Origin of the sequence: Dankookia rubra, assembly GCF_004355005.1 — a bacterium.
In the GTDB taxonomy this organism is placed as follows: Bacteria; Pseudomonadota; Alphaproteobacteria; order Acetobacterales; family Acetobacteraceae; genus Paracraurococcus; species Paracraurococcus ruber_A.
Map to the genome: position 1 here is coordinate 48,807 of NZ_SMSJ01000029.1, position 21,653 is coordinate 70,459.

The 21,653-nt window shown below is 72.4% G+C and carries 20 protein-coding genes and 1 pseudogene; 16 read left to right on the forward strand and 5 right to left on the reverse strand.

Features of this window, described 5'->3' with window-relative positions; all coding sequences use genetic code 11:
• Positions 1 to 199 precede the first annotated feature (199 nt).
• The 3 genes from E2C06_RS19525 to E2C06_RS19535 form a co-directional block, all read right to left on the reverse strand.
• Positions 200 to 925, reverse strand: coding sequence for a pyridoxine 5'-phosphate synthase (locus E2C06_RS19525; RefSeq protein ID WP_133290291.1), 726 nt, complete (start codon positions 923 to 925; stop codon positions 200 to 202).
• Between the two features lie 58 nt (positions 926 to 983).
• Positions 984 to 1,967, reverse strand: a complete 984-nt coding sequence (pdxA, locus tag E2C06_RS19530) for a 4-hydroxythreonine-4-phosphate dehydrogenase PdxA (protein ID WP_133290292.1) — start codon at positions 1,965 to 1,967, stop codon at positions 984 to 986.
• A gap of 91 nt (positions 1,968 to 2,058) precedes the next feature.
• Positions 2,059 to 2,709 carry a lectin gene (locus E2C06_RS19535; RefSeq protein ID WP_133290293.1) on the reverse strand — a complete coding sequence of 217 codons (651 nt, stop codon included), beginning with the start codon at positions 2,707 to 2,709 and terminating at the stop codon, positions 2,059 to 2,061.
• A 120-nt stretch (positions 2,710 to 2,829) separates the two neighbouring features.
• Here E2C06_RS19535 and E2C06_RS19540 point away from each other — a divergent pair, with 120 nt between their 5' ends.
• Together E2C06_RS19540 and E2C06_RS38510 are read left to right on the forward strand one after the other, a co-directional pair.
• Complete coding sequence (locus E2C06_RS19540) at positions 2,830 to 3,561, forward strand: urease accessory protein UreH domain-containing protein (protein WP_133290294.1); 732 nt, start codon at positions 2,830 to 2,832, stop codon at positions 3,559 to 3,561.
• A gap of 104 nt (positions 3,562 to 3,665) precedes the next feature.
• On the forward strand, positions 3,666 to 4,931 hold the full coding sequence (locus E2C06_RS38510) for a DUF4214 domain-containing protein (protein WP_133290295.1): 1,266 nt from the start codon (positions 3,666 to 3,668) through the stop codon (positions 4,929 to 4,931).
• 27 nt (positions 4,932 to 4,958) lie between these two features.
• On the opposite strand, the gene E2C06_RS19550 is transcribed toward E2C06_RS38510, so the two are convergent.
• Positions 4,959 to 5,741, reverse strand: a complete 783-nt coding sequence (locus E2C06_RS19550) for a DUF2189 domain-containing protein (protein ID WP_165982504.1) — start codon at positions 5,739 to 5,741, stop codon at positions 4,959 to 4,961.
• Positions 5,742 to 5,928: 187 nt separating this feature from the next.
• Here E2C06_RS19550 and ccoN point away from each other — a divergent pair, with 187 nt between their 5' ends.
• From ccoN to E2C06_RS19595, 9 genes are read left to right on the forward strand one after another with little or no spacing between them, the layout of a single operon-like run.
• The gene (ccoN, locus tag E2C06_RS19555) at positions 5,929 to 7,419 is read left to right on the forward strand and encodes a cytochrome-c oxidase, cbb3-type subunit I (RefSeq protein ID WP_193560478.1); all 1,491 of its coding nucleotides are present in this window, start codon (positions 5,929 to 5,931) and stop codon (positions 7,417 to 7,419) included.
• A gap of 14 nt (positions 7,420 to 7,433) precedes the next feature.
• The gene (ccoO, locus tag E2C06_RS19560) at positions 7,434 to 8,168 is read left to right on the forward strand and encodes a cytochrome-c oxidase, cbb3-type subunit II (RefSeq protein ID WP_133290297.1); all 735 of its coding nucleotides are present in this window, start codon (positions 7,434 to 7,436) and stop codon (positions 8,166 to 8,168) included.
• A gap of 15 nt (positions 8,169 to 8,183) precedes the next feature.
• Positions 8,184 to 8,411 carry a cbb3-type cytochrome oxidase subunit 3 gene (locus E2C06_RS19565; RefSeq protein ID WP_133290298.1) on the forward strand — a complete coding sequence of 76 codons (228 nt, stop codon included), beginning with the start codon at positions 8,184 to 8,186 and terminating at the stop codon, positions 8,409 to 8,411.
• A gap of 2 nt (positions 8,412 to 8,413) precedes the next feature.
• Complete coding sequence (gene ccoP / locus E2C06_RS19570; protein ID WP_133290299.1) at positions 8,414 to 9,283, forward strand: cytochrome-c oxidase, cbb3-type subunit III; 870 nt, start codon at positions 8,414 to 8,416, stop codon at positions 9,281 to 9,283.
• Positions 9,284 to 9,295: 12 nt separating this feature from the next.
• Positions 9,296 to 10,810: a cytochrome c oxidase accessory protein CcoG gene (gene ccoG / locus E2C06_RS19575; RefSeq protein WP_165982505.1), complete on the forward strand. Its 1,515-nt coding sequence runs from the start codon at positions 9,296 to 9,298 to the stop codon at positions 10,808 to 10,810.
• Positions 10,807 to 11,298: a FixH family protein gene (locus tag E2C06_RS19580; RefSeq protein WP_133290300.1), complete on the forward strand. Its 492-nt coding sequence runs from the start codon at positions 10,807 to 10,809 to the stop codon at positions 11,296 to 11,298. The genes ccoG and E2C06_RS19580 overlap by 4 nt, the downstream gene beginning before the upstream one ends.
• Positions 11,295 to 13,619: a heavy metal translocating P-type ATPase gene (locus E2C06_RS19585; RefSeq protein ID WP_241671368.1), complete on the forward strand. Its 2,325-nt coding sequence runs from the start codon at positions 11,295 to 11,297 to the stop codon at positions 13,617 to 13,619. The genes E2C06_RS19580 and E2C06_RS19585 overlap by 4 nt, the downstream gene beginning before the upstream one ends.
• A complete protein-coding gene (gene ccoS, locus E2C06_RS19590; RefSeq protein ID WP_133290302.1) occupies positions 13,616 to 13,777 on the forward strand; it encodes a cbb3-type cytochrome oxidase assembly protein CcoS in 162 nt (53 codons plus the stop codon). Before E2C06_RS19585 ends, ccoS begins: the two co-directional genes overlap by 4 nt.
• Positions 13,774 to 13,959, forward strand: coding sequence for a hypothetical protein (locus E2C06_RS19595; protein WP_133290303.1), 186 nt, complete (start codon positions 13,774 to 13,776; stop codon positions 13,957 to 13,959). Before ccoS ends, E2C06_RS19595 begins: the two co-directional genes overlap by 4 nt.
• Positions 13,960 to 14,033: 74 nt before the next feature.
• On the opposite strand, the gene E2C06_RS19600 is transcribed toward E2C06_RS19595, so the two are convergent.
• Positions 14,034 to 14,486 carry an Lrp/AsnC family transcriptional regulator gene (locus tag E2C06_RS19600; protein WP_133290304.1) on the reverse strand — a complete coding sequence of 151 codons (453 nt, stop codon included), beginning with the start codon at positions 14,484 to 14,486 and terminating at the stop codon, positions 14,034 to 14,036.
• 59 nt (positions 14,487 to 14,545) lie between these two features.
• On the opposite strand from E2C06_RS19600, the gene E2C06_RS19605 reads away from it, so the two are divergent.
• The 5 genes and pseudogenes from E2C06_RS19605 to E2C06_RS37720 form a co-directional block, all read left to right on the forward strand.
• Positions 14,546 to 15,877 carry an LLM class flavin-dependent oxidoreductase gene (locus tag E2C06_RS19605; protein ID WP_133290305.1) on the forward strand — a complete coding sequence of 444 codons (1,332 nt, stop codon included), beginning with the start codon at positions 14,546 to 14,548 and terminating at the stop codon, positions 15,875 to 15,877.
• 186 nt (positions 15,878 to 16,063) lie between these two features.
• Positions 16,064 to 19,501, forward strand: coding sequence for an indolepyruvate ferredoxin oxidoreductase family protein (locus E2C06_RS19610; RefSeq protein ID WP_241671369.1), 3,438 nt, complete (start codon positions 16,064 to 16,066; stop codon positions 19,499 to 19,501).
• A 94-nt stretch (positions 19,502 to 19,595) separates the two neighbouring features.
• Positions 19,596 to 20,768, forward strand: coding sequence for an acyl-CoA dehydrogenase family protein (locus tag E2C06_RS19615; RefSeq protein ID WP_133290306.1), 1,173 nt, complete (start codon positions 19,596 to 19,598; stop codon positions 20,766 to 20,768).
• Positions 20,765 to 21,418: a maleylacetoacetate isomerase gene (maiA, locus tag E2C06_RS19620; RefSeq protein WP_338324218.1), complete on the forward strand. Its 654-nt coding sequence runs from the start codon at positions 20,765 to 20,767 to the stop codon at positions 21,416 to 21,418. The genes E2C06_RS19615 and maiA overlap by 4 nt, the downstream gene beginning before the upstream one ends.
• A gap of 37 nt (positions 21,419 to 21,455) precedes the next feature.
• Positions 21,456 to 21,653, forward strand: a pseudogene (locus E2C06_RS37720) (hypothetical protein); the annotation flags it as partial.

Below are 21,653 nucleotides of genomic sequence, written 5' to 3' on the forward strand. Positions count from 1 at the left end.
GCTGCCGCCGTCAGCGGCGCAGCCGTGCCCGCCCGCCCCGCCCCGCCGGGCCGCGCTTCAATTCCTCAAGTCCTGAAGTCCAAAGCCGGCGCGGCGCGAAACCGGCGCCCAGCCTGGCCGGCCGCGGATCAGGGCCGGATCGGCCTCAAGCGGATTGGTGGGAATTGAGCGGAATTGTGGGGTTTAGGCGCCTCAGATCCTAAACCCCGCCCCGTTCGGCCGCGATCAGCGCCTTGAAGCGCCGCACCACCGCGGGCAGGCCCTCGAGGACGCTCTGGCCGATCAGGAAATGGCCGATGCTGACCTCGGAGACCTCGGGCATGGCGGCGATGGCGCCGACGGTGTCGTAGGTCAGGCCGTGCCCGGCATGGCACTGCAGCCCGGCGGCGGCGGCGGCCGCGGCGCCGGCCCTGAGCCGTGCCAGGATCGGCGGGCGGTCGGCGGCCGGCGCATCGGCATAGGTGCCGGTGTGCAGCTCGATCGCCTGGGCGCCGATGCGGGCGGCGGCCTCGATCTGCCGCGGGTCGGCCTCGATGAAGATGGAGACCTCGATCCCCGCGCCCGCCAGGCGCCGCACCGCCTCGGCCAGGTGCGGCCCGGCGGCGATGACGTCGAGCCCGCCCTCGGTGGTCAGTTCCTGGCGCTTCTCCGGCACCAGGCAGCAGGCGGGCGGGCGGAGCCGCGTGGCGATGCCGACCATCTCCTCGGTCGCCGCCATCTCGAAGTTGAGGCGGGCCTCGACCTCGGCGGCGACGCGGTGCAGGTCCTGGTCGCGGACATGCCGGCGGTCCTCCCGCAGGTGCATGGTGATGCCGTCGGCGCCGGCCGCCATGGCGATGCGGGCGGCCTCGACCGGATCGGGAAAGCTGCCGCCGCGGGCGTTCCGCAGGGTCGCCACATGATCGATGTTCACGGAAAGGCGCATCGGGCGTGTTCCTGAAAAAGCCAGCCGGTTCAGACCCCCGCGCCATCCGGCGTTGCGGTCATCGGATGGCCTTGCTGCGATGGGCCGCGATCTCGGCGGCGAGGCGGATGGCGGCGACCAGGCTGCCGGGATGGGCCACGCCCCGGCCGGAGATGTCGAGCGCGGTGCCGTGGTCCGGGCTGGTGCGGACGATCGAGAGGCCGAGCGTCACGTTCACCCCGCCGGTCATGTCGAGCGTCTTGATCGGGATCAGCGCCTGGTCGTGGTAGAGGCCGAGCGCCACGTCGTAGCCCGGCCGCGCCTTGGCGGTGAACATGGTATCGGGCGGGACGGGGCCGCGGGCGTCGATCCCCTCGGCGCGCAGCGCGGCGACCGCCGGGGCGACGATGTCGCGGTCCTCGGTGCCGATGGTCCCGTCCTCGCCCGCATGCGGGTTGAGCCCGGCGATGGCGAGCCGCGGCGCGGCGATGCCGAAGTCGCGGCGGAGCCCGGCGGCGGTGAGGCGGGCGCATTCGACGATCAGGTCGGGGGTGAGGCGGGCGATGGCCTGGCGCAGCGGCTCGTGGATCGTCACCGGCACGACGCGCAGCTCGGGGCAGGCGAGCAGCATGACCGGCGGCACGCCGGTGCCGGCGATCTCGGCGAGGTACTCGGTATGGCCGGGATGGGCGAAGCCGGCGGCGTAGAGCGCGGATTTCTGGATGGGATTGGTCACGATGCCCGCGGCGCGGCCGGCCTTGGCCAGCGCCACGGCCTCGTCGATCGCGGCGATGACGGCCGGGGCATTGGCGGGGTCGAGCCGGCCGGGGACGGATCGGGCGGGCAGCGGCCGGTGCAGCACGGGCAGCGCCCCGGCGAAGGCGGCGGCGGCCTGCTCGGGGTGCTCGATCCGCCGGACCGGCGCGCCGGAAAGCCGCTCGGCGTCGTCGATCAGGAAGAAGCCCGGACCGGTCTGGCGCAACTGGTGCCAGGCCTTGATGGCGATCTCGCCGCCGACGCCGGCGGGTTCGCCCATGGTAAGCGCGAGGGGGGCTTGGCTCATGCAGGGGATGTAGTCCCGGCCGTGCCGCCGGCAAACCCACAGACTTGGAAGGGGGAGCGGGGGGATACCTCGCCCCGGCCTTCCTTCCCGGTCAGTCCGCCGCGAAGCAATAGACGAGCCCGGCCCCGCCGGTCGCCTTCAGCGCGTCCATGTTGCAGGCGCGCGAGGGGTGGGAGGTGTTCCAGGACTTCATCGGCGGCGAGTCGTTCAGCCCGATCCGGTCGGCATGGCCGAGCATGGCGTTGCCGGCATCGCCGCTGGTCCAGTTGGCGCAGGTGCGGTCCTCGCCCGGCGGGAAGGCGGTGCCGTCGGCCTGCGAGCCCGTCAGGATGTCGTGCATGTTCGGCGTGTCGCCGCGGCCGTTGACGACGGTGCCCTTCTCGGTCAGCGCGGTCTGCTTGGTCAGGCCGGCGGCGCCCTCGTGCAGGTCGGCCAGGTCCTTGGCGACCACCTCGCCCTTGGCATTGCGCCATGGCCCCTTGCCGATCCGGTCGCGGGCATTCACCGCATTCGCGCCCTGGGTGCTGAGATAGGCGCGCCAGGTGTGGTTGCCGGCGCCGACGGCGGTGGCCAGCGCCTTGCAGTGCGCATCGGCGCCGGCGAGGCCGCCGAGGTCGCCGCCCTTGCCGGGATTGGTGCTGGTGACGAAGAAGGTCATCTGCTGCGGGTTGGCCGGCTGCGCCGCGGCGAGGCCCGGCGCGAGGGCCAGCGCGGCGAGGGCCGCGAGGGTGATGCTCTTCATTGTCGTCCTCCCTTGGACCGGCAGCCCGGCAGGGGCGGGCCGTCGTTACACTGCGACCCTATCACGGGCGGCTTGCGGCGGCGCAATCCCCCTGGCCTCGCGGTTGGGCTAGGAAGCGGCATGCTCGCGGATTGCCTGCACGACCTGGCCGCACTCGGCCCCGGTGGATTGCCGGCGCTGCTCGGTGCCCTCTTCCTCGCCGGCCTGGCGGGCGGCGCCACCCATTGCTCGACCATGTGCGCGCCCTTCGTGCTGGCCCAGGCCGCGACCGGCGTGGGGGCGGGCGGCGGGCGGCTGCGGCGGCTGGCCGGGGCGGCGCTGCTGCCCTACCAGGCCGGCCGGATGCTCGGCTATGGCACGCTGGGCGCGGTCGCGGGCGGCGCGGCGGGGCTGGTGACGCTGGCGAGCGGGCTGCGCTGGACCCTGGCCGCGCTGCTGCTGCTGGCGGCGCTGCTGATGCTGGCGCAGGCCTCGAAGCGGCTCGGCGGCTGGGTGCCGCGGCTTGGCCTGGCCTCGCCGCGGCTGCCGCGGGCGATCGAGCACAGGGTCGGCGCGCTGCTGGCGGACCCGACGGGGTGGCGCGGGGTGCTGCTCGGGGTGCTGCTCTCGGCGCTGCCCTGCGGCCTGCTCTACGCGGCGCTGGCGGCTGCGGCGGCGGGCGGCAGCGCGCTGGCCGGGGGGCTCGGGATGATGGCCTTCGTGCTCGGGACGGTGCCGGCGCTGGCCGGCGTGGCGCTGCTCGGGCGGTTCTTCGCGCGCCGGCAAGGCCGCTGGACGCGGGTGGCGGGCGGGGCGCTGTTTGCCCTGAACGGGATGGTGCTGCTGGCCATGGCGGCGCGGCTGGTGGCCTGATCCGGGGCCGGGACGCGTCGCGCGGCAGGCGACGCCGTCCCATGGTTTGCCGGATATTTACCGTTCGTCTCGCATTCTGGGATTGTCCCAGGAGGTGAGGCCGCATGCCGCGTGCATTGGTGGTGTCGGGGGTGCTGCCCGCCACCATGGTGGAGAACAGCCGCCCCGGGGATTGGGCGGCGACCCTGTCCCTCGGCGGAGACCTCGCGGGGCTGACCGGCGTCGAGCTGCTCGGCTGCGACGCGCTGAGCTTCGGCGCCAGCCTGCTGCCGGGGTTGGACGCGGTGCGGATCATCCCGGGCGCGATGGTCGACTTCGAATCGCTCGCCGGCCCGGTGCTCAACGTCTCGCTGCGCCTCAGCTTCGCCGATGGCAGCACCTGGGACGACCCGGTCACCCGCAGCGTCTCGGTGCTGGACGTCGACGACACCGCGCCGACCGGCCTCACCTTCGCCAGCGGCGGCACGGTGGTGGCGGGGGCGATCGGCGCGGCGATCGGCCGGCTGGCGGTCGCCGACCCCGACACCCTCGCCGGCTTCCGCTTCAGCGTCGGCCCGGATGACGACTGGCGGTTCGAGGTGGTGGACGGGGTGCTGAAGCTGCGCGAGGGCATCAGCCTCGGGCTCGACGACATGCCGCAGCGGCCGCTGATCGTCGAGGTCTCCGACGGCCACCAGTCGGCCGCCTTCCTGCTGCCGGTCGCCGTGGTCGACCCGGATGCCCGCCTGGCCGACCTGCCGCCGGGGGCGACGCGCGGCGGCTTCGGCCTGGTGGAGGCCGGGGCGGTGCTGGCGCTGCGCGAGAGCCGCGACCTGGCGCAGTTGGATGCGCTGGCAAGCGGGGAACGGCTGCTGACCCTGCAGGAGGGCACCCAGGTCGTGCTGCCCGCGGTGCAGCGGGTGCAGTTCGTCGACGGCTTCCAGGATGTCGGCGCCGGCAGCACCGGCGTGCAGGCGGCGGCGCTGGTCCAGGCGCTGGGCAGCCAGGCGGCGGAGCCGCGGGCGCTGGCCGGGCTGGTGGCGCGGGCCGAGGCGGGGGTTGCCTGGACCGACATCGCGGCGGGGCTGGGGGGGCTCGGGGGCACCGACGCGGATGCGGTCGGCACGCTTTATCGCAATGCGCTCGGCCGCGACCCCGGCGAGGCCGAACTGGCGACGCAGCTCGGCCGGCTGGCGGCGGGGGTCAGCCGGGCGCAGCTGGCGGTGGATCTGGCGCTCGGCGCGGAGTCGCTCGGCCACCAGCCGGAAGGCGGGGTCTGGGTGGCGGATGCGCTCGGCACCGACGGCGCCTGGCGGGCCGGGACGGGCGGGCCGTCCGGCCCGGCCACGCCGCCGCCGGCGGCGGCGACGGACCAGGTCTGGCTGTTCTAGCCGCCGCCGCGCCGCGGCCTCCGGGCGCTAGCGCAGCACCACGTCGCGGTAGGCATGCCAGGTCGCATGCCCGACCAGCGGAAAGACCAGCACCAGTCCGAGGTAGAAGGGCACCAGCGCCAGCCCGGTGAAGAGCACGATCAGCCCGGCCCAGAGCAGCATCGGCTTCCAGTTCTCCAGCACCGCCTGGATCGAGACCGTGATCGCCTCTAGCGCCGAGATCTCGCGGTCGACCAGCATCGGGATCGACACGGCCGAGACCGCGAAGCTGGCGGCGGCGAGGATGCAGCCGAAGCCGGTGCCGATCACGAGGAAGGGCAGCAGCTGGCCGGAGTTCAGCATCGCATGCGGCAGCCGCTCGAGGCTCGGGATCCCGCTCATGCCGAAGAACAGCATGAAGAGCAGCCCGGCGATGCGCACCCAGAACAGGTGCAGGACCAGCAGCACCACGCCGATGAAGGCGATCTGCCCGCCGTTGCGGCGGAACGGCGCGAGCATGTCGGCCAAGGTCGGCGCCTGGCCCTGCTCGCGCAGCCGGCTCGCCTCATAGAGCCCGGCGGCGACCAGGGGGCCGATCAGGAAGAAGCCGGAGGTGGCCGGCAGGATGGCCCAGAGCGTCCCCGCCTCGAACAGCAGCAGCGACACGACCCAGCCGGCGAGGCAGACGGCGCCGCCATAGGCCAGCGCGATCGGCCTGGCCGCCAGCATGTCCTGCCAGCCCGCCGTCAGCCAGACCCATGGACGGTCGGTCGCCACCGGGCGGACGCGCGGCGCCGGCTGACCGGTGGTCGGAATGGTGTCTGTCGTCATGGCTTCCCTCCCCGCGGGCCACCGCCCAAGGGTGCGTGTCGATATACCAGCATGACGGTTTTCCGCCCACGCATGCTTGATCCGGATCAAGGACGCGGATGGCATTTCCGGGCGATCTGCCGCGACGCGCGGCGTGGCGGACCTTCCCGCCAGCCTCCCCGCCGCGCCCTTAGGGGAGATCAGCTTCATGGCCGTCGCGGGCTATGCAGACCCCGCCGCCGGACCGGTTCCGGAGCGGGATTTCGAAATGGTCGAGGCGCCGATCCGCGCCTTCGCCATCGCCACGGTATTCTGGGGCGTGGTCGGCTTCCTGGTGGGGGTGACCATCGCCTCCGAGCTGGCCTGGCCGCTGCTCAACCTCGACCTGGAATGGACCACCTTCGGGCGGCTGCGCCCGGTGCATACCTCGGCGGTGATTTTCGCCTTCGGCGGCAACGCGCTGATCTGCACCTCGCTCTACGTCGTGCAGAAGACCTGCCGCGCGCGCCTGTTCGGCGGCGAGGACATGGGCTGGTTCCTGTTCTGGGGCTACCAGTTCTTCATCGTCACCGCAGCGCTCGGCTACGTGCTCGGCGTGACACAGGGCAAGGAATACGCCGAGCCCGAGTGGTACGTTGACCTGTTCCTGACGGTCGTCTGGGTCGCCTACCTCATCGCCTTCGGCGGCACGATCCTGCGCCGGCAGGAGCCGCACATCTACGTGGCGAACTGGTTCTACCTCGCCTTCATCATCACCATCGCCATGCTGCACCTGGTGAACAACGCGGCCCTGCCGGTCGGCGGCGGCAGCGGCCAGTCCTACATCGTCTGGTCGGGCGTGCAGGATGCGATGATCCAGTGGTGGTACGGCCACAACGCGGTGGGCTTCTTCCTGACCGCCGGCTTCCTCGGCATGATGTACTACTTCATCCCGAAGCAGGCCGAGCGCCCGGTCTACAGCTACCGGCTGTCCATCGTGCACTTCTGGACGCTGATCTTCCTCTATATCTGGGCGGGGCCGCACCACCTGCACTACACCGCGCTGCCGGACTGGGCGCAGACGCTCGGCATGGTCTTCTCGATCGTGCTGTGGATGCCGTCCTGGGGCGGCATGATCAACGGGCTGATGACCCTCTCGGGCGCCTGGGACAAGCTGCGCACCAACCCGGCGCTGCGCTTCTCCGTCACCGCCGTCGGCTTCTACGGCATGTCGACCTTCGAGGGGCCGGTGATGTCGATCAAGGCGGTGAACAGCCTGTCGCACTACACCGACTGGACCATCGGCCACGTCCACAGCGGCGCCATGGGCTGGGTCGGCTTCATCACCTTCGGCGCCATGTACTACCTTTTCCCGAAGCTCTGGCGGAAGTCGGCGCTGTACAGCGAGAAGCTGGTCTCCTGGCACTTCTGGCTGGCGACCCTCGGCATCGTCTTCTACATCACCGCGATGTGGGTCAGCGGCATCATGCAGGGCCTGATGTGGCGCTCCTACGACGAGCTCGGCTTCCTGCAGTACAGCTTCGTCGAGACCGTCGCGGCGATGCATCCCTACTACGTCATCCGCATGTTCGGCGGCCTGCTGTACCTCAGCGGCGCGCTGATCATGGTCTACAACCTCTGGAAGACCGTGCGCTCCGAGGCCCTGGCTGAGCAGGCCTATGCCGCGCAGCCCGGCTTCGCGCCCGCGGCAGCCGAGTGAAGGAGCGCCGATCCATGTTCCGCTTCCTCCGAGACCACGGCATCATCGAGCGCAACCTGATCCTGATGGGCGTGCTCACGCTCATCACGGTCTCGATCGGCGGCCTGGTGCAGATCGTGCCCCTCTTCACCATCGAGACCACGATCGAGCGGGTCGAGGGCGTCAGGCCCTATACCCCGCTCGAGCTCGCGGGGCGCGACATCTACGTGCGCGAGGGCTGCTACACCTGCCACAGCCAGATGGTCCGCCCCTTCCGGGACGAGGCCGAGCGCTACGGCCCCTACAGCCTGGCGGCCGAATCGATGTTCGACCACCCCTTCCAGTGGGGCAGCAAGCGCACCGGCCCGGACCTCGCGCGGCTCGGCGGCAAGTATTCCGACGACTGGCACGCCGCGCACCTGCGCAGCCCGCGCGCGCTGGTGCCGGAGAGCGTGATGCCGCCCTACGCCTTCCTCGACCGGCCGCTCGATACCGGGTCGATGAAGGCGCGGCTGGCGGCGCAGAAGGCGCTCGGCACGCCCTATACCGACGAGATGGTCGCCAATGCGGCGGCCGACCTCGAGGCCCAGGCCAGGCCCGACGCGGAGGGCGCCGGCTTCGCCGGCCGCTACGCCCGCGCGCGCCAGGGCAGCTTCGACGGCAATCCCGCCGTTGTCACGGAAATGGACGCGCTGGTCGCCTACCTGCAGATGCTGGGCACCCTGGTGCAGTTCCGCGACGTGACGCCCGAGCAGGTCCGGCAGCAGTAGGGAGGGGGCAGGATCATGGACCTCGTCAAGCTGCAGTCGGTCCTCAACACCCTCTGGGTGGTGTGGTTCTTCGTGCTCTTCCTCGGGATGCTCTGGTACGTGATGCGCCCGTCGAAGAAGCAGCATTTCGCCGGCCTGGCCGACATCCCGCTGCGGGACGAGCCAGGGGCCGCGTCCCGGTTGCGGAGGGCCGATGGCCCGGAGCGTGAACCGGGCCGCCAGACATCCGCCAGGAGCATCTGACGATGCCGACCAAGGTCGAGAAAGACAGCATCACCGGCCGGGAGACCACCGGCCACCAGTGGGACGGGCTGAAGGAGCTGAACACGCCGCTGCCGAAGTGGTGGCTGTACGTCTTCTACGCCTGCATCGCCTTCGCCATCGTCTGGGCGATCATCTACCCGTCCATCCCGATGACCGGCGCGCGCGGCCTGTCCGGCTGGACGGCGCGCGGCGCCATCGGGCCGGAGCTCGAGGCCGAGCGGCAGTCGCGCGAGCCGATGCTGGCGAAGCTGCGCGCGGCGACCCCGGCGCAGATCGCCGCCGACCCGGCCATGCGCGCCTATGCGCTGGCCGGCGGCCGCATTGCCTTCGCCAACAACTGCGCGGGCTGCCACGGCTCGGGCGGCCAGGGCGCGGCGGGCGGCTTCCCGAGCCTCGCGGACGATGACTGGCTCTATGGCGGCAGCTTCGAGGCGATCCACGGCACCATCGCGCATGGCGTCCGCAACGGCGCCGACGCCGATGCCCGCGGCATCGCCATGCCGCGCTTCCTGGCCGACGGCCTGCTGACCGCGCCGCAGGTGAACGACGTGGCGGAGCACCTGCTGGGCTTCACCGGGCGGGCGACCGACGCGGCCGCGGCGGAACGCGGCGCGGCGGTCTTCGCCGAGAACTGCGCCAGCTGCCATGGCGAAAAGGGCGAGGGCAACCGCGAGATGGGCGCGCCGCGGCTGAACGACCAGGTCTGGCTCTATGGCGGCGACAAGGCGAGCATCCTGCGCAGCGTCGGCTATGCCCGCGCCGGCGTGATGCCGGACTGGGCCGGCAAGCTCGACCCGGCGATCATCAACATGCTGACCGTCTACGTCCACGCGCTGGGCGGCGGCGAGTAGGGCGAGGGCATCATGGGCGAGGTGAAGTCCCCCGACCGCATGCAGGCCAAGGCGGTGCCGGTCTCCCCGGCGCCGCTCTACGCCACGCGGCAGAAGGTCTACCCGAAGGCGGTCAAGGGGATTGTCCGGCGGGCGAAGTGGCTGATCCTCATCCTCTGCCTCGCGCTCTACTACGCGGTCCCGCTGCTGCGCTGGGACCGCGGCCCGGAGATGCCGGACCAGGCGGTGCTGGTCGACATGACCAACGGCCGGCTGTTCTTCTTCTTCGTCGAGATCTGGCCGCAGGAGGTCTACTACCTGACCGGCCTGCTGGTGCTGGCGGCGATCGGCCTCTTTGCCGCGACCAGCCTCTTCGGCCGCGTCTGGTGCGGCTTCGCCTGCCCGCAGACGGTCTGGACCGACCTCTTCATGTGGGTCGAGCGGCGCGTGCAGGGCGACCGCAACGCGCGGATGAAGCTCGACCTGCAACCCTGGACTGGCGAGTGGCTGCGCAAGAAGGCGCTGACCCACGCGATCTGGCTCGGCATCGCCATGGCCACCGGCGGCGCCTGGATCATGTACTTCAACGACGCGCTGGAGATGACGCCGCGCTTCTTCACCGGCCAGGCGAGCCTCGAGGTCTATTTCTTCTTCGGCCTCTTCACCGCGACCACCTACCTGCTGGCGGGCTGGGCGCGGGAGCAGGTCTGCACCTACATGTGCCCCTGGCCGCGCTTCCAGGCGGCGATGCTGGACGAGAACTCGCTGGTCGTCACCTACCGCGCCTGGCGCGGCGAGCCGCGCGGCAAGCCGAAGGGCGAGGGCCACGGCGATTGCGTCGACTGCATGGGCTGCGTGCATGTCTGCCCGACGGGCATCGACATCCGCGACGGCCAGCAGATGGAATGCATCGGCTGCGGCCTTTGCATCGATGCCTGCGACGACGTCATGGGCAGGCTCGGCCGGCAGAAGGGCCTCATCGCCTTCGAGACGCTGACCAACCTGGCGGCCGCCGAGGCCGCGGCGAAGCCGCTGCCGCCCGGCCCGGCGCGGCTGGCCTGCGGGATGCAGGCGCGGACGCACCTGAGGATCGTCCGGCCGCGCACGCTGCTCTATGCCGGCGTGCTCGGCCTGGTGGTCGCGGTGATGGCCGGGTCCTGGGCGCTGCGGCAGACCACCTCGCTCGCCGTGCTGCGCGACCGGGCGCCGAACTTCGTCCGGCTTTCGGATGGCGGCGTGCGCAACGGCTATGCGCTGAAGCTCGGCGACAAGACCCGCGGGGTCGAGAGCTACGCGCTGGTGCTGGAGGCGCCGGCCGGGCTGCAGATGGTGGTGCAGGACGCCGCACAGGACGCGACGGGCCGCCCGGTGCTGACGACGCGCCCCGACGGGATCACCCAGTGGCGCGCGCTGGTGACCGCGCCGCCCGGGCTCAGGCTGCCGGAGAACGTGCCGGTGACCTTCACGCTGCTGGACGCGAAGGGCCGCGCCGAGGTCTCGACCGCCAGCGTCTTCATGGGGCCGAAGCCCCCGGAATCGAAGCCATGAGCATCACCATGCCCTCGCGCCACCCGGTGGCGACGCAACCCCGCCGCAGCGCCTGGATCCCCTGGATCTTCGTGGGCGGCATGGCCCTGGTGGTGGCGGTGAACGGCGTGCTGATCTTCGCCGCCGTCGACACCTTCACCGGCGTCACCACCGGCCGTTCCTACGACCGCGGCCGCGCCTACAACCACGTGCTGGCGGAAGCGGCGCGGCAGGACGCGCTCGGCTGGACCGGCAGCGTGGCGCTGGCCGGCGGCGTGCTGCGCGTGGCGGTGCGGGACCGGGAGGGCAATCCGGTGGCCGGCCGGCTGGACGGCGTGCTGCGCCGCCCGGTCGAGGGCACCGAACTGCCCTTCGCCCCGGCCGCCGCCACCCCCGGCGAATGGCAGGCCCCGGTCGAGCTCCGCGCCGGGCAGTGGGAGGCGCGGCTGCGGCTGACCGCGGCGGATGGCCGGCATCTCGACATCCGCCAGCGGGTGATCGCGCCGTGAGCCTCGCCGTGCCCGTCGTCGCCGCCGCCGGCTGCGCCCATTGCGGCGCGCCGGTGCCGGGCGCCGCCCGCTTCTGCTGCGCGGGCTGCGAGGGCGCGCACGACCTGGTCGCCGGGCTCGGCCTCGATGCCTTCTACCGACGCCGGGAAGCGGCCGACGGCGGGCTGCGCCCGGCCGCCGATGCGCCCGCGGTGGACTTCGCCCCGCATGCGCGGCCGGAGAAGGACGGCCAGGCGATCGACCTGATGGTCTCCGGCCTGACCTGCGGCGCCTGCGTCTGGCTGGTCGAGCAGGCGCTCGCCGCCGAGCCTGACGTGACGCGCGCCCGCGTCGCGCTGAGCACGCGCCGGCTGACGCTCGGCTGGCGCGGGAAGGCCGCGCGGGCCAACGAGCTCGTCGCGCTGCTGGCGCGGTTCGGCTTCCGCGTCGCGCCGTGGTCGCCGGCCTGCCTCAGGGCAACCGAGGATGCCGAGGGCCGGGAGCTGGTCCGCTGCCTCGGCATCGCCGCCTTCGGCGCGATGAACATCATGCTGGTCTCGGTCGCCGTCTGGGTCGGCTGGGACATGGGCGAGGCGACCCGTGCCGCGATGCACTGGATCGCCGCGCTGATCGGCCTGCCGGTGGTGCTGGTGGCCGGCCTGCCGCTCTATCGCAACGCGCTGGCCGGGCTGCGCGCCGGCCGGCTGAACATGGACATGGCGGTCTCGCTCGGCGTGCTGGCCTCGGCGGCGATGTCGCTGAGCGAGGTGCTGCGCAACGGCCGCTATACCTTCTTCGACGGCGCGACGATGCTGATCGCGCTGCTGCTGGCGGGACGGGTGCTGGACCGCGCCGCGCGCCGCCGTGCCCGCCAGGCGGTGGCGGAGCTGCTGGCGCTGCAGGACGGCACGGTGACCCGGCTGGCCGGGGACGGCACCGCCGAGGCCGCGCCGGCCGGCAATCTCCGCGCCGGCGACCGCATCCTGGTCGCGGCCGGGGAGCGGCTGCGGCTGGACGCCACGCTCGAGGCCGGCGAGGCGCTGCTGGATGCCAGCGCCACCACCGGCGAGAGCCTGCCGCGCCACTTCGCCGCGCATGAGGCGCTGCCGGCCGGCGCCGTCAACATGGGCGCGCCCTTTGTCGCCCGCGTCACCGCCGCCGCGGCGGACGGCTCGCTCGCCGCCATGGCGCGGCTGCTGGAACAGGCGGAGGCCGCCAAGGGCCGCTTCGTCGACCTCGCCGATCGCATCGTGCGGTATTTCGTGCCGGTGGTGCATGCGGTCGCGGCGCTCACCTTCCTCGGCTGGTGGCTGCTCGGCGGCGTGGTCTGGCAGCAGGCGCTGGTCGCCGCGGTGGCCGTGCTGATCGTCACCTGCCCCTGCGGCTTCGCCATCGCCCTGCCGGCGGTGCAGGCGGTGGCCGTCGGCGCGCTGTTCCGCCGCGGCGTGCTGGTCGCCAGCGGCACCGCGCTGGAACGGCTGGCCACGGCCGACCACGCCGTGCTGGACAAGACCGGCACATTGACCGAGGGCCGCCCGACCCTGCTGCCCGGCGGCTGGACCGAGGCCGAGTTGCGCGAGGCCGCCGGCCTGGCGCGGTCCAGCCGCCACCCGCTGGCGCGCGCCCTGGCCGATGCCTGCCCCGAGGCGCCGCTGGTGCCGGGCGCCGAGGAGGTGCCGGGCCGCGGCCTCGTCGCCGGCGAGTGCCGGCTGGGCAGCGCGGCCTTCCTCGGCCTGGCCGAGCCGGATGCCGGGCTGAGCCTCTGGTATGCCGCGCCCGGCCGCGCCCCGGTCGCCTTCCGCTTCGCCGACCGCATGCGGCCCGATTCCGCCGCCGCGGTGGCCGGGCTGCAGGGGCTGGGCCTGACCGCCGAGTTGCTCTCCGGCGACGCCGCGCCGGCGGTGGCCGTGGTCGCCGCCCAGGCGGGGATCGAGCACTGGACGGCGCAGGCGGTGCCGGAGGCCAAGGCGGCGCGGATCGAGGCGCTGCGCGCCGCGGGCGGCCGGCCGCTGATGGTCGGCGACGGCATCAACGACGCGGCGGCGCTGGCGCTCGCCCATGTCTCCGCCTGCCCGGGCGACGGCACGGACCTGGCGCAGACCGCCGCCGACCTGGTGCTGCGGTCGGAAGGGCTGGGCGCGCTGCCCGGCGCGATCCGCACGGCGCGGCGGGCGCAGCGGCTGGCGAAGCAGAACATCGCCTTCTCGCTGGCCTACAACCTGGTGGCCGTGCCGCTCGCGGTCGCCGGCATGATCACCCCGCTCTTCGCCGCGCTGATCATGTCCTCCTCCTCCCTCATCGTCATCGGCAATGCGCTGCGCGCCGGCAAGGAGGCCGCATGAACGTCCTGGTCCTGCTGGTCCCGGTGGCCCTCTTCCTCGGGCTGCTCGGCCTGCTCGGCTTTCTCTGGAACCTCCGCGCCGGCCAGTACGACGACCTGGACGGCGCGGCGTCCCGCATCCTCTTCGACGACCTTCCCCGCAAGGAGCCCCGCCCGTGAACGGCACCAGCATCTTCTTCCTCGCCCTCTCCGGCCTGATCGCCCTGGTCGGGCTCTTCGCCATGGCGATGGCGCACGACTACCTGCAGTTCTTCGGCTTCGCGCTCTTCCTGTTCGGCGTGCTGTTCGGCTTCAGCTGCATCAAGCGCCACTTCGACGCGCAGGAAGCCGCTAGGCACTGAGGCCGCGCGGGGCGCGGCCCTTGGCGTGACGCGGACGCACGCCTCCGGTCGGCGCTGCCCTCCGGCGATCTGCTTCAGGGCGCCGGCGTCCAACTCTGCTTCAGGCTGCGCAGGGTGAAGCTGGTCCGCGTGTGCCGCACCCCGGGCAGGCGGTAGAGCTTCTCCCGCAGCAGCCGCTCGTAGCCCGCGGTGCCGCCGACCGCGGCCTTGATGACGTAGTCGTACTCGCCGGTGACCAGCCAGGCCTCGATCACCTCCGGCATCTCGGTCACCGCCTGCTCGAAGCGCCGCAGGCTTTCCTCGTCGTGGCGCTCCATCATCACCTCGATGATGACGGTGTCGGGCAGGCCGAGCTGCGCCTGGTCGAGGATGGCGACATAGCCCTTGATCACCCCCGATTGCTCCAGCCGCTTCACCCGCGTCCAGCAGGGGGAGGGGGAGAGGCCGACCTGCTCGGCCAGCTCCGCATTGGTCAGGCGGGCGTTGCGGTGCAGGGCGCGGAGAATTCGCCGGTCGATGGCATCCATCGCGGAAGCTTCTGCCGCGGAGGGGCTGACAGGCAAGGGGGCCGTGCTAGCCTTGGCCCATGCCCCGAGAGATCCGCCTGAACGCCTTCGACATGGCCTGCATCGGCCACATCCAGCACGGGATGTGGACGCATCCGCGCGACCGCTCCACCGGCTACCGCCGGCTGGCCTACTGGACCAGCCTGGCCCGCACCCTGGAGCGCGGGCTGTTCGACGGGCTGTTCCTGGCCGATGTCGTCGGCATCTACGACGTGCTGGGCGACAGCCCGGACGCCGCGATCCGCCACGCGGTGCAGGTGCCGCTGCTCGACCCGATGCTGGTGGTGCCGGCCATGGCGGCGGTGACGCAGAATCTCGGCTTCGGCGTCACGGTGAACCTGACCTACGAGGCCGCGGCGCTGTTCGCCCGGCGCTTCTCGACGCTCGACCACCTGACCGACGGGCGGATCGGCTGGAACATCGTCACCGGCTATCTCGACAGCGCCGCCCGGGCCATGGGCCTGCCGGCACAGCTGGCGCATGACGCGCGCTATGATGCGGCCGAGGACTTCATGGCGACGGCCTACGGCCTGTGGGAGGGCAGCTGGGCGGCCGATGCGGTGATCGCCGACCGCGCCACCGGCACCTATGCCGACCCGGCCCGGATCCGCCCGATCCGCTCCGGCGGGATCGAGGCGATCCATCTCTGCGAGCCCTCGCCGCAGCGGACGCCGGTGCTCTACCAGGCCGGCGCCTCCGACCGCGGCCGCGACTTCGCCGCGCGCCATGCCGAGTGCATCTTCCTCAACCCTTCCAGCCCGGAGAATGTCGCGCGGATCGTTGCCGACCTGCGGGCCAAGGCGGCGCCACGGCCCCTGCGGATCTTCGTCGGCACCACGCTGATCCTCGGCCGCACCGAGGCCGAGGCGCGCGACCTGCTGGAGGACTACCGGCGCCATGCCAGCGTGGAGGGCGCGCTGGCCCATGCCGCGGCATCGCTCGGGATCGATTTCGACCGATTCGAAATGGACGAGCCTGTCGCGGCGTCCGGCAGCAACGCCATCTCCTCCAACGTCGAGGCCATGGCGCGGGTCTTCGGCCCCGGCTGGACCAAGCGTCACCTGATCGACCAGTTCATCCTCGGCAGCCGGCAGAAGCCGCTGGTCGGCACGCCCGGGGCGGTCGCCGACCAGTTGATCGCCTTCGCCGAGGCGACCGATGCGGACGGCTTCAACCTGTCCCGCACCGTGATGCCGGAATGCATCGAGGCGGTGGCGGATATGCTGGTCCCGGCGCTGCAGGCCCGCGGCGCCTACAAGACCGCCTATGCCCCGGGAACCTACCGGGACAAGCTGTTCGGCGCCGGCCCCCTGCTGGCCGGGCCGCATCCGGCGGCAGCCTCACGCCGCTGAGCGCCGAAGGGCGGAAGATCCTGCCGTCCTTTCGGCGGTGCAGCACGAAATCCGGCAAGACCTGCGGCCCGGACCGGCGCATCCTTCCGGATGAGCCGGCCTGCCCGGGGCCTTGCCGCGCCCCCAGGGCAGCCCGACATTCATGGCCAAGCGGGGCGGCCGAGGCCGCCCCCGTCCGGGAGAGACATGATGGGCAGCATCCAACGCCCCGAAGCCACCCTCGAGGACCGCTGGGAGAAGGCGGGGGAGACGTTGCTGCTGACCGGCATCCAGGCCCTGGTCCGGCTGCCGCTGGTCCGCCACCAGCTGGACCGCGCGATGGGCTGGAACACCGCCGGCTATGTCAGCGGCTACCGGGGCTCGCCGCTCGGCACCTATGACCAGCAGTTGATGAAGCAGGCCAGGCGGCTGGCGGAGGCGAACATCGTCGTCCGCCCGGCGCTGAACGAGGACCTGGCCGCGACCGCGGTCTGGGGCACGCAGCAGGTCGCGCTCTACGGCAACCAGCAATACGACGGCGTCTTCGGCATCTGGTACGGCAAGGGCCCCGGCGTCGACCGCAGCGGCGATGCGCTGCGGCATGGGAATTCGGCCGGCACCGCGCCGAAGGGCGGCGTGCTGGCGCTGGCCGGCGACGACCCCTCCTGCAAGTCGTCCACCATCACCTCGGGCTGCGAATATTCCTTCATGGATGTCGAGATGCCGGTGCTCGACCCGGCCGGCGTCACCGAGATCCTCGACTACGGGCTGAAGGCGCTCGACATGTCGCGCTTCTCCGGCCTCTGGGTCGGGATGAAGTGCGTGGCGGAGACGATGGACGGCGCCGGCACGGTGCTGGTGGACCCGGCTGCCTATGCCAGCATCCGGCCCGACTTCACCTTCCCGGCCGATGGCGTGCATATCCGCCTGCGCGACCACGCCATCCCGCAGGAGGAGCGTCTGCGGCACTACAAGCTGCCGGCCGCGCTCGCCTTCGCCCGCGCGAACGGGCTGAACCGCATCGTCATGGACAGCCCGAACGCCCGCTTCGGCATCGCCGCGCGCGGCCGCGGCTATGCGACGCTGCGCCAGGCGCTGCACGATGCCGGCATCACCGAGGAGCTGGCCCTCATCGCCGGCTTGCGCATCTGGAAGGTCGGGCTGGCCTGGCCGCTGGATGCGGTCGGCGCGCGGGAATTCGCGCGGGGTCTCGAGGAAATCATGGTGGTCGAGGACCGCCGCCCGGTGATCGAGCCGCAGCTGCGCGAGGCGCTGTACTACGAGGCCTCCCGCCCGCGTATCACCGGCAAGACCGACGAGCAGGGCCGCCGGCTGCTGTCGGACCTGACCGAGCTCGACACCGGCGCGGTGCTGCGCGCGCTGGCCGCCCGCCTGCCGGAGGCATTGCAGACCGAGCAGCTGCAGGACCGCATCCGCCAGCTCGACCGCATCGCCCAATTGCAGGCGCCGCCGATCCACGACCGCACGCCGCATTTCTGCCCGGGCTGCCCGCACAACACCAGCACGCGGGTGCCGGAAGGCAGCCACGCCATGGCCGGCATCGGCTGCCACACCCTGGCAATTTACATGGACCGGCAGACCGACCTGTTCAGCCATATGGGCGCCGAGGGCGTCGCCTGGCTGGGCATGGGGCCCTTCGTCTCCGAGAAGCATATGTTCGTCAACATCGGTGACGGCACCTATGCGCATTCGGGCAGCCTTGCGGTGCGCCAGGCGATCGCCGCCGGCGCCAACATGACCTACAAGATCCTGGTCAACAGTGCGGTCGCCATGACCGGCGGGCAGACGCCGGAAGGCGAGCTCGGCGTGCCGGAGATCGCCGCGCAGATGGCGGCCGAGGGGGCGGCGAAGGTCGTCGTCGTCTCCGATGACCCCGAGCGCCACCAGGGCGATGCGCGGATGCCGAAGGGCACCGAGTACCGCGAGCGCCGCGACCTCGACCTCGTGCAGCGGGAGCTGCGCGAGATCCCCGGCGTCACCATCCTGATCTACGACCAGCAATGCGCGACCGAGCGCCGCCGCAAGCGCAAGCGCGGCACCCAGGCGGCGGCGACCAAGCGCGTGGCGATCAATCCCCGCGTCTGCGAGGATTGCGGCGATTGCTCGCGCACCTCGAACTGCCTGGCGGTGGAGCCGGTCGAGACCGCGTTCGGCCGCAAGCGGCAGATCGACCAGAGCGCCTGCAACCAGGACCTGTCCTGCGTGGAGGGCTTCTGCCCTTCCTTCGTCACCCTGGTCGGGGCGGAGCCGGTGAAGAAGGCCGTGCCGACGCTGGGCGAGGCGATGCCGGAGCCGCGGCGGCCCGAAGTGCGGACCGGCGAGCCTGCCTTCAACATCCTGCTCGCCGGCGTCGGCGGACAGGGCGTCACCGCGCTCTCGGCCATCCTTGGCATGGCGGCGCATCTGGAAGGCCGGCCCTCGCGCTCGGTCGACATGCTGGGGCTGGCGCAGAAGGGCGGCGGCGTCTTCGCCCAGCTCCGCATCGGCCGGGCCGGCGCCGATCCCTCGACCATCGAGGCGCCGCGCATCGGCATGGGCCAGGCGGACCTGCTGCTCTCGGCCGACATGGTGGTGGCGCACGGGCGGACCGCGCGGCCGCTGCTGGGGTCCGACCGCACGGCGGCGGTGCTGAACGTCGACCTGCAGCCGACCGCGCAGTTCGTGCTGAACACCGCGACGACCTATGACCGCCCGGGCATGCTGGCGAGCATCCAGGATGCCTGCCGCGAGGTGGTGACGGTGCCCGGCGTGCAGGTGGTGGAGGAGGCGCTGGGCGACCTCATCTACCTGAATGTCTGGCTGCTCGGCATCGCCTACCAGAAGGGGCTGGTGCCGCTCTCGGCCGAGGCGATCAACCGGGCGCTGGAGCTGAACGGGGCGCAGGTCGAGCGCAACAAGGCAGCCTTCGCCCTGGGCCGGGAGGCGGCGCTGGCTCCGCCCGCCCCGGTGACGCCGGAGGCCGAGACGCTGGACGCGCTGGTGGCGCGGCGGGTCGCCGACCTGACGGACTACCAGAATGCCGGCTATGCCCGGTCCTACGCCGAGTTCGTCGCCAAGGTGCGCGCGGCGGAGCAGGCGGCGGTACCGGGCGAGCAGCGGCTGGCCCGCGCCGTGGCGCAGCAGCTCTACCGCCTCATGGCCTACAAGGATGAGTACGAGGTGGCGCGGCTGCACAGCCTGACGGACTGGAAGGGCTTCCTTGCGGAGCACTTCACCGGCACGCAGCGCGTCGAGCTGAACCTGGCGCCGCCCTTCCTGGCCAAGCCCGACCCGGTGACGGGCGTGCCGCGCAAGATCGCCTTCGGACCCTGGATGCTGAAAGCGATGGGCCTGCTGCGGCACGGCCGCGCGCTGCGCGGTACCGCGCTCGACCCCTTCGGCCGGACCGAGGAACGGCGCATGGAGCGCGCCCTGATCGGCGAGTACCGCGCCGGGATCGAGCGGCTGCTGCGGCTGCTCTCGCCGCAGGCCCACGCCAAGGTCTGCGACTGGGCCGAGGCCGCCGCCGGCATCAAGGGCTTCGGCCATATCAAGGCGCGCAACGCCGCCGCGGCACGGGCGCGGATGGCGGAGATCGAGGCGGCGGTCGGCACGCCGGCGCCGCTGGCGATGGCGGCGGAGTGAGCGGCGGCCCGGCGGCGAAGGCCGTCGGGCGACCCGCCTGCGCACTGGACGAAACCGCCCCGCTGGCGCGATATCGCGGACCGGAGGAGACATCATGCCGCTCGATACGCAAGGCCCCTCGGCCGCCGCCTTCGACCTGCCCGAGGCCACGCGCGAGCTGCGCGACACCGCGCTCGCCTTCGCCAAGGAAAGACTGGCGCCCAAGGCGCTCGAATGGGACCAGGCCCGGCATTTCCCGCTCGAGGAGATGCGCGAGGCCGCGGCGCTCGGCATGGCCGCGCTCTATGTGCGGGAGGAATCGGGCGGTGCCGGGCTGACGCGCCTCGATGCGGCGGTTGTCTTCGAGGCGCTGGCGATGGGCTGCCCGGCCGTCTCGGCCTATCTGTCGATCCACAACATGGTCGCCTGGATGATTGATCGCTTCGGCAACGACGCCCAGCGCGCGCGATACCTGCCGGACCTGATCCCGATGCGGCAGGTCGCCAGCTATGCGCTGACCGAGCCCGGCTCGGGGTCGGACGCCGCGGCGCTGCGGACCCGGGCGCGGCGGGAGGGCGGCGACTACGTGCTCGATGGCTCGAAGCAGTTCATCAGCGGCGCCGGCGTCTCCGACCTCTACCTCACCATGGTGCGCACCGGCGGCGACGGCCCTGGCGGCGTCTCCGCGCTGCTCGTCCCGAAGGAGACGCCGGGCCTTTCCTTCGGCGCCAACGAGAAAAAGATGGGCTGGAACGCCCAGCCGACCCGGGCGGTGATCTTCGAGGGCGCCCGCGTGCCGGCGAGCGCGCTGCTCGGCGAGGAAGGGCAGGGCTTCCGCTTCGCCATGGCCGGGCTCGATGGCGGCCGGCTGAACATCGCGGCCTGCTCGCTCGGCGGCGCCCAGGCGGCGCTCGACATCGCGCTCGGCTATGTCCAGGAAAGGCGCGCGTTCGGCAAGGCGATCGCGGATTTCCAGAATACCCAGTTCCGCCTGGCCGACATGCAGACCGAGCTGGAAGCGGCGCGCACCTTCCTCTGGCGCGCCTGCTCGAAGCTGGATGCCAAGGCACCTGACGCGACGGCCTTCTGCGCCATGGCCAAGCGCTTCGTCACCGACACCTGCTCGAAGGTCGCCGACGACGCGCTGCAGCTGCTCGGCGGCTATGGCTACCTCGCGGAATACGGGATCGAGAAGATCGTCCGCGACCTCCGCGTCCACCGCATCCTCGAGGGCACCAACGAGGTGATGCGGCTTATCGTCGCCCGGTCGATGCTGGGGCGGCGATGAGCATGATCCTCTGGGACTATTGGCGCTCCACCGCCGCCTATCGCGTTCGGATCGCGCTGAACCTGAAGGGCCTCCGGGCCGAGCACCGCGTCCGCCACCTCCGCCGCGGCGAGCAGCGGGAGGCGGCCTTCCTCGCGGTGAACCCGCAGGGCCTGGTCCCGGCCCTGGTGCTGGAGGACGGCACGGTGCTCACCCAGTCGCTGGCGATCTGCGAGTACCTCGACGAGACGCACCCCGAGCCGCCGCTGCTGCCGCGCGACCCCATCGCCCGCGCCCGGGTCCGCGCCTTCGCCCAGGCGATCGCCGCGGAGATCCATGCGGTGCAGAATCTCAAGGTGCTGAACCGGGTGAAGGCGCTCGGCCACGATCAGGCCGCCGCCAATGCCTGGGCGCATGACGTGATCGCCGAGGGGCTGGCCGCCTGCGAGGCGCTGGTCCGCGACCGGCCCGAAGCTTCGAAGGAAGGCCCCTTCTGCTTCGGCGCGGCGCCCGGGCTGGCGGACATCGCCCTGGTCCCGCAACTCTACAATGCCCGGCGCTTCGGTGTGGACCTCGGCGCCATGCCGCTGCTGGCGGCTGCCGAGGCCGCCTGCCTGGCGCTGCCCGCCTTCGCCGCGGCTGCGCCGGAACGCCAGGCGGATGCCGAATAGGCTTGCAGCCGCTGCGCAAAATGCGCACATCTACGCAATGATCATGCGGTATGCCATCGCCCTGTCGCTGGGCCTCGCGCTGCCGGCCGCGGCGCAGCAGCGGCTCGTGGTGCCCGAAGGGGCTGCGGTCGCCGTGCCGGCCCGTGGCGTGCCGGTGGCACCGCGCGCCGCCCGGCCCGTGCCGCGCACCGCCCGGCCCTTGCCGCCCACCGCCCGGCCCTTGCCGCCGGCCGAA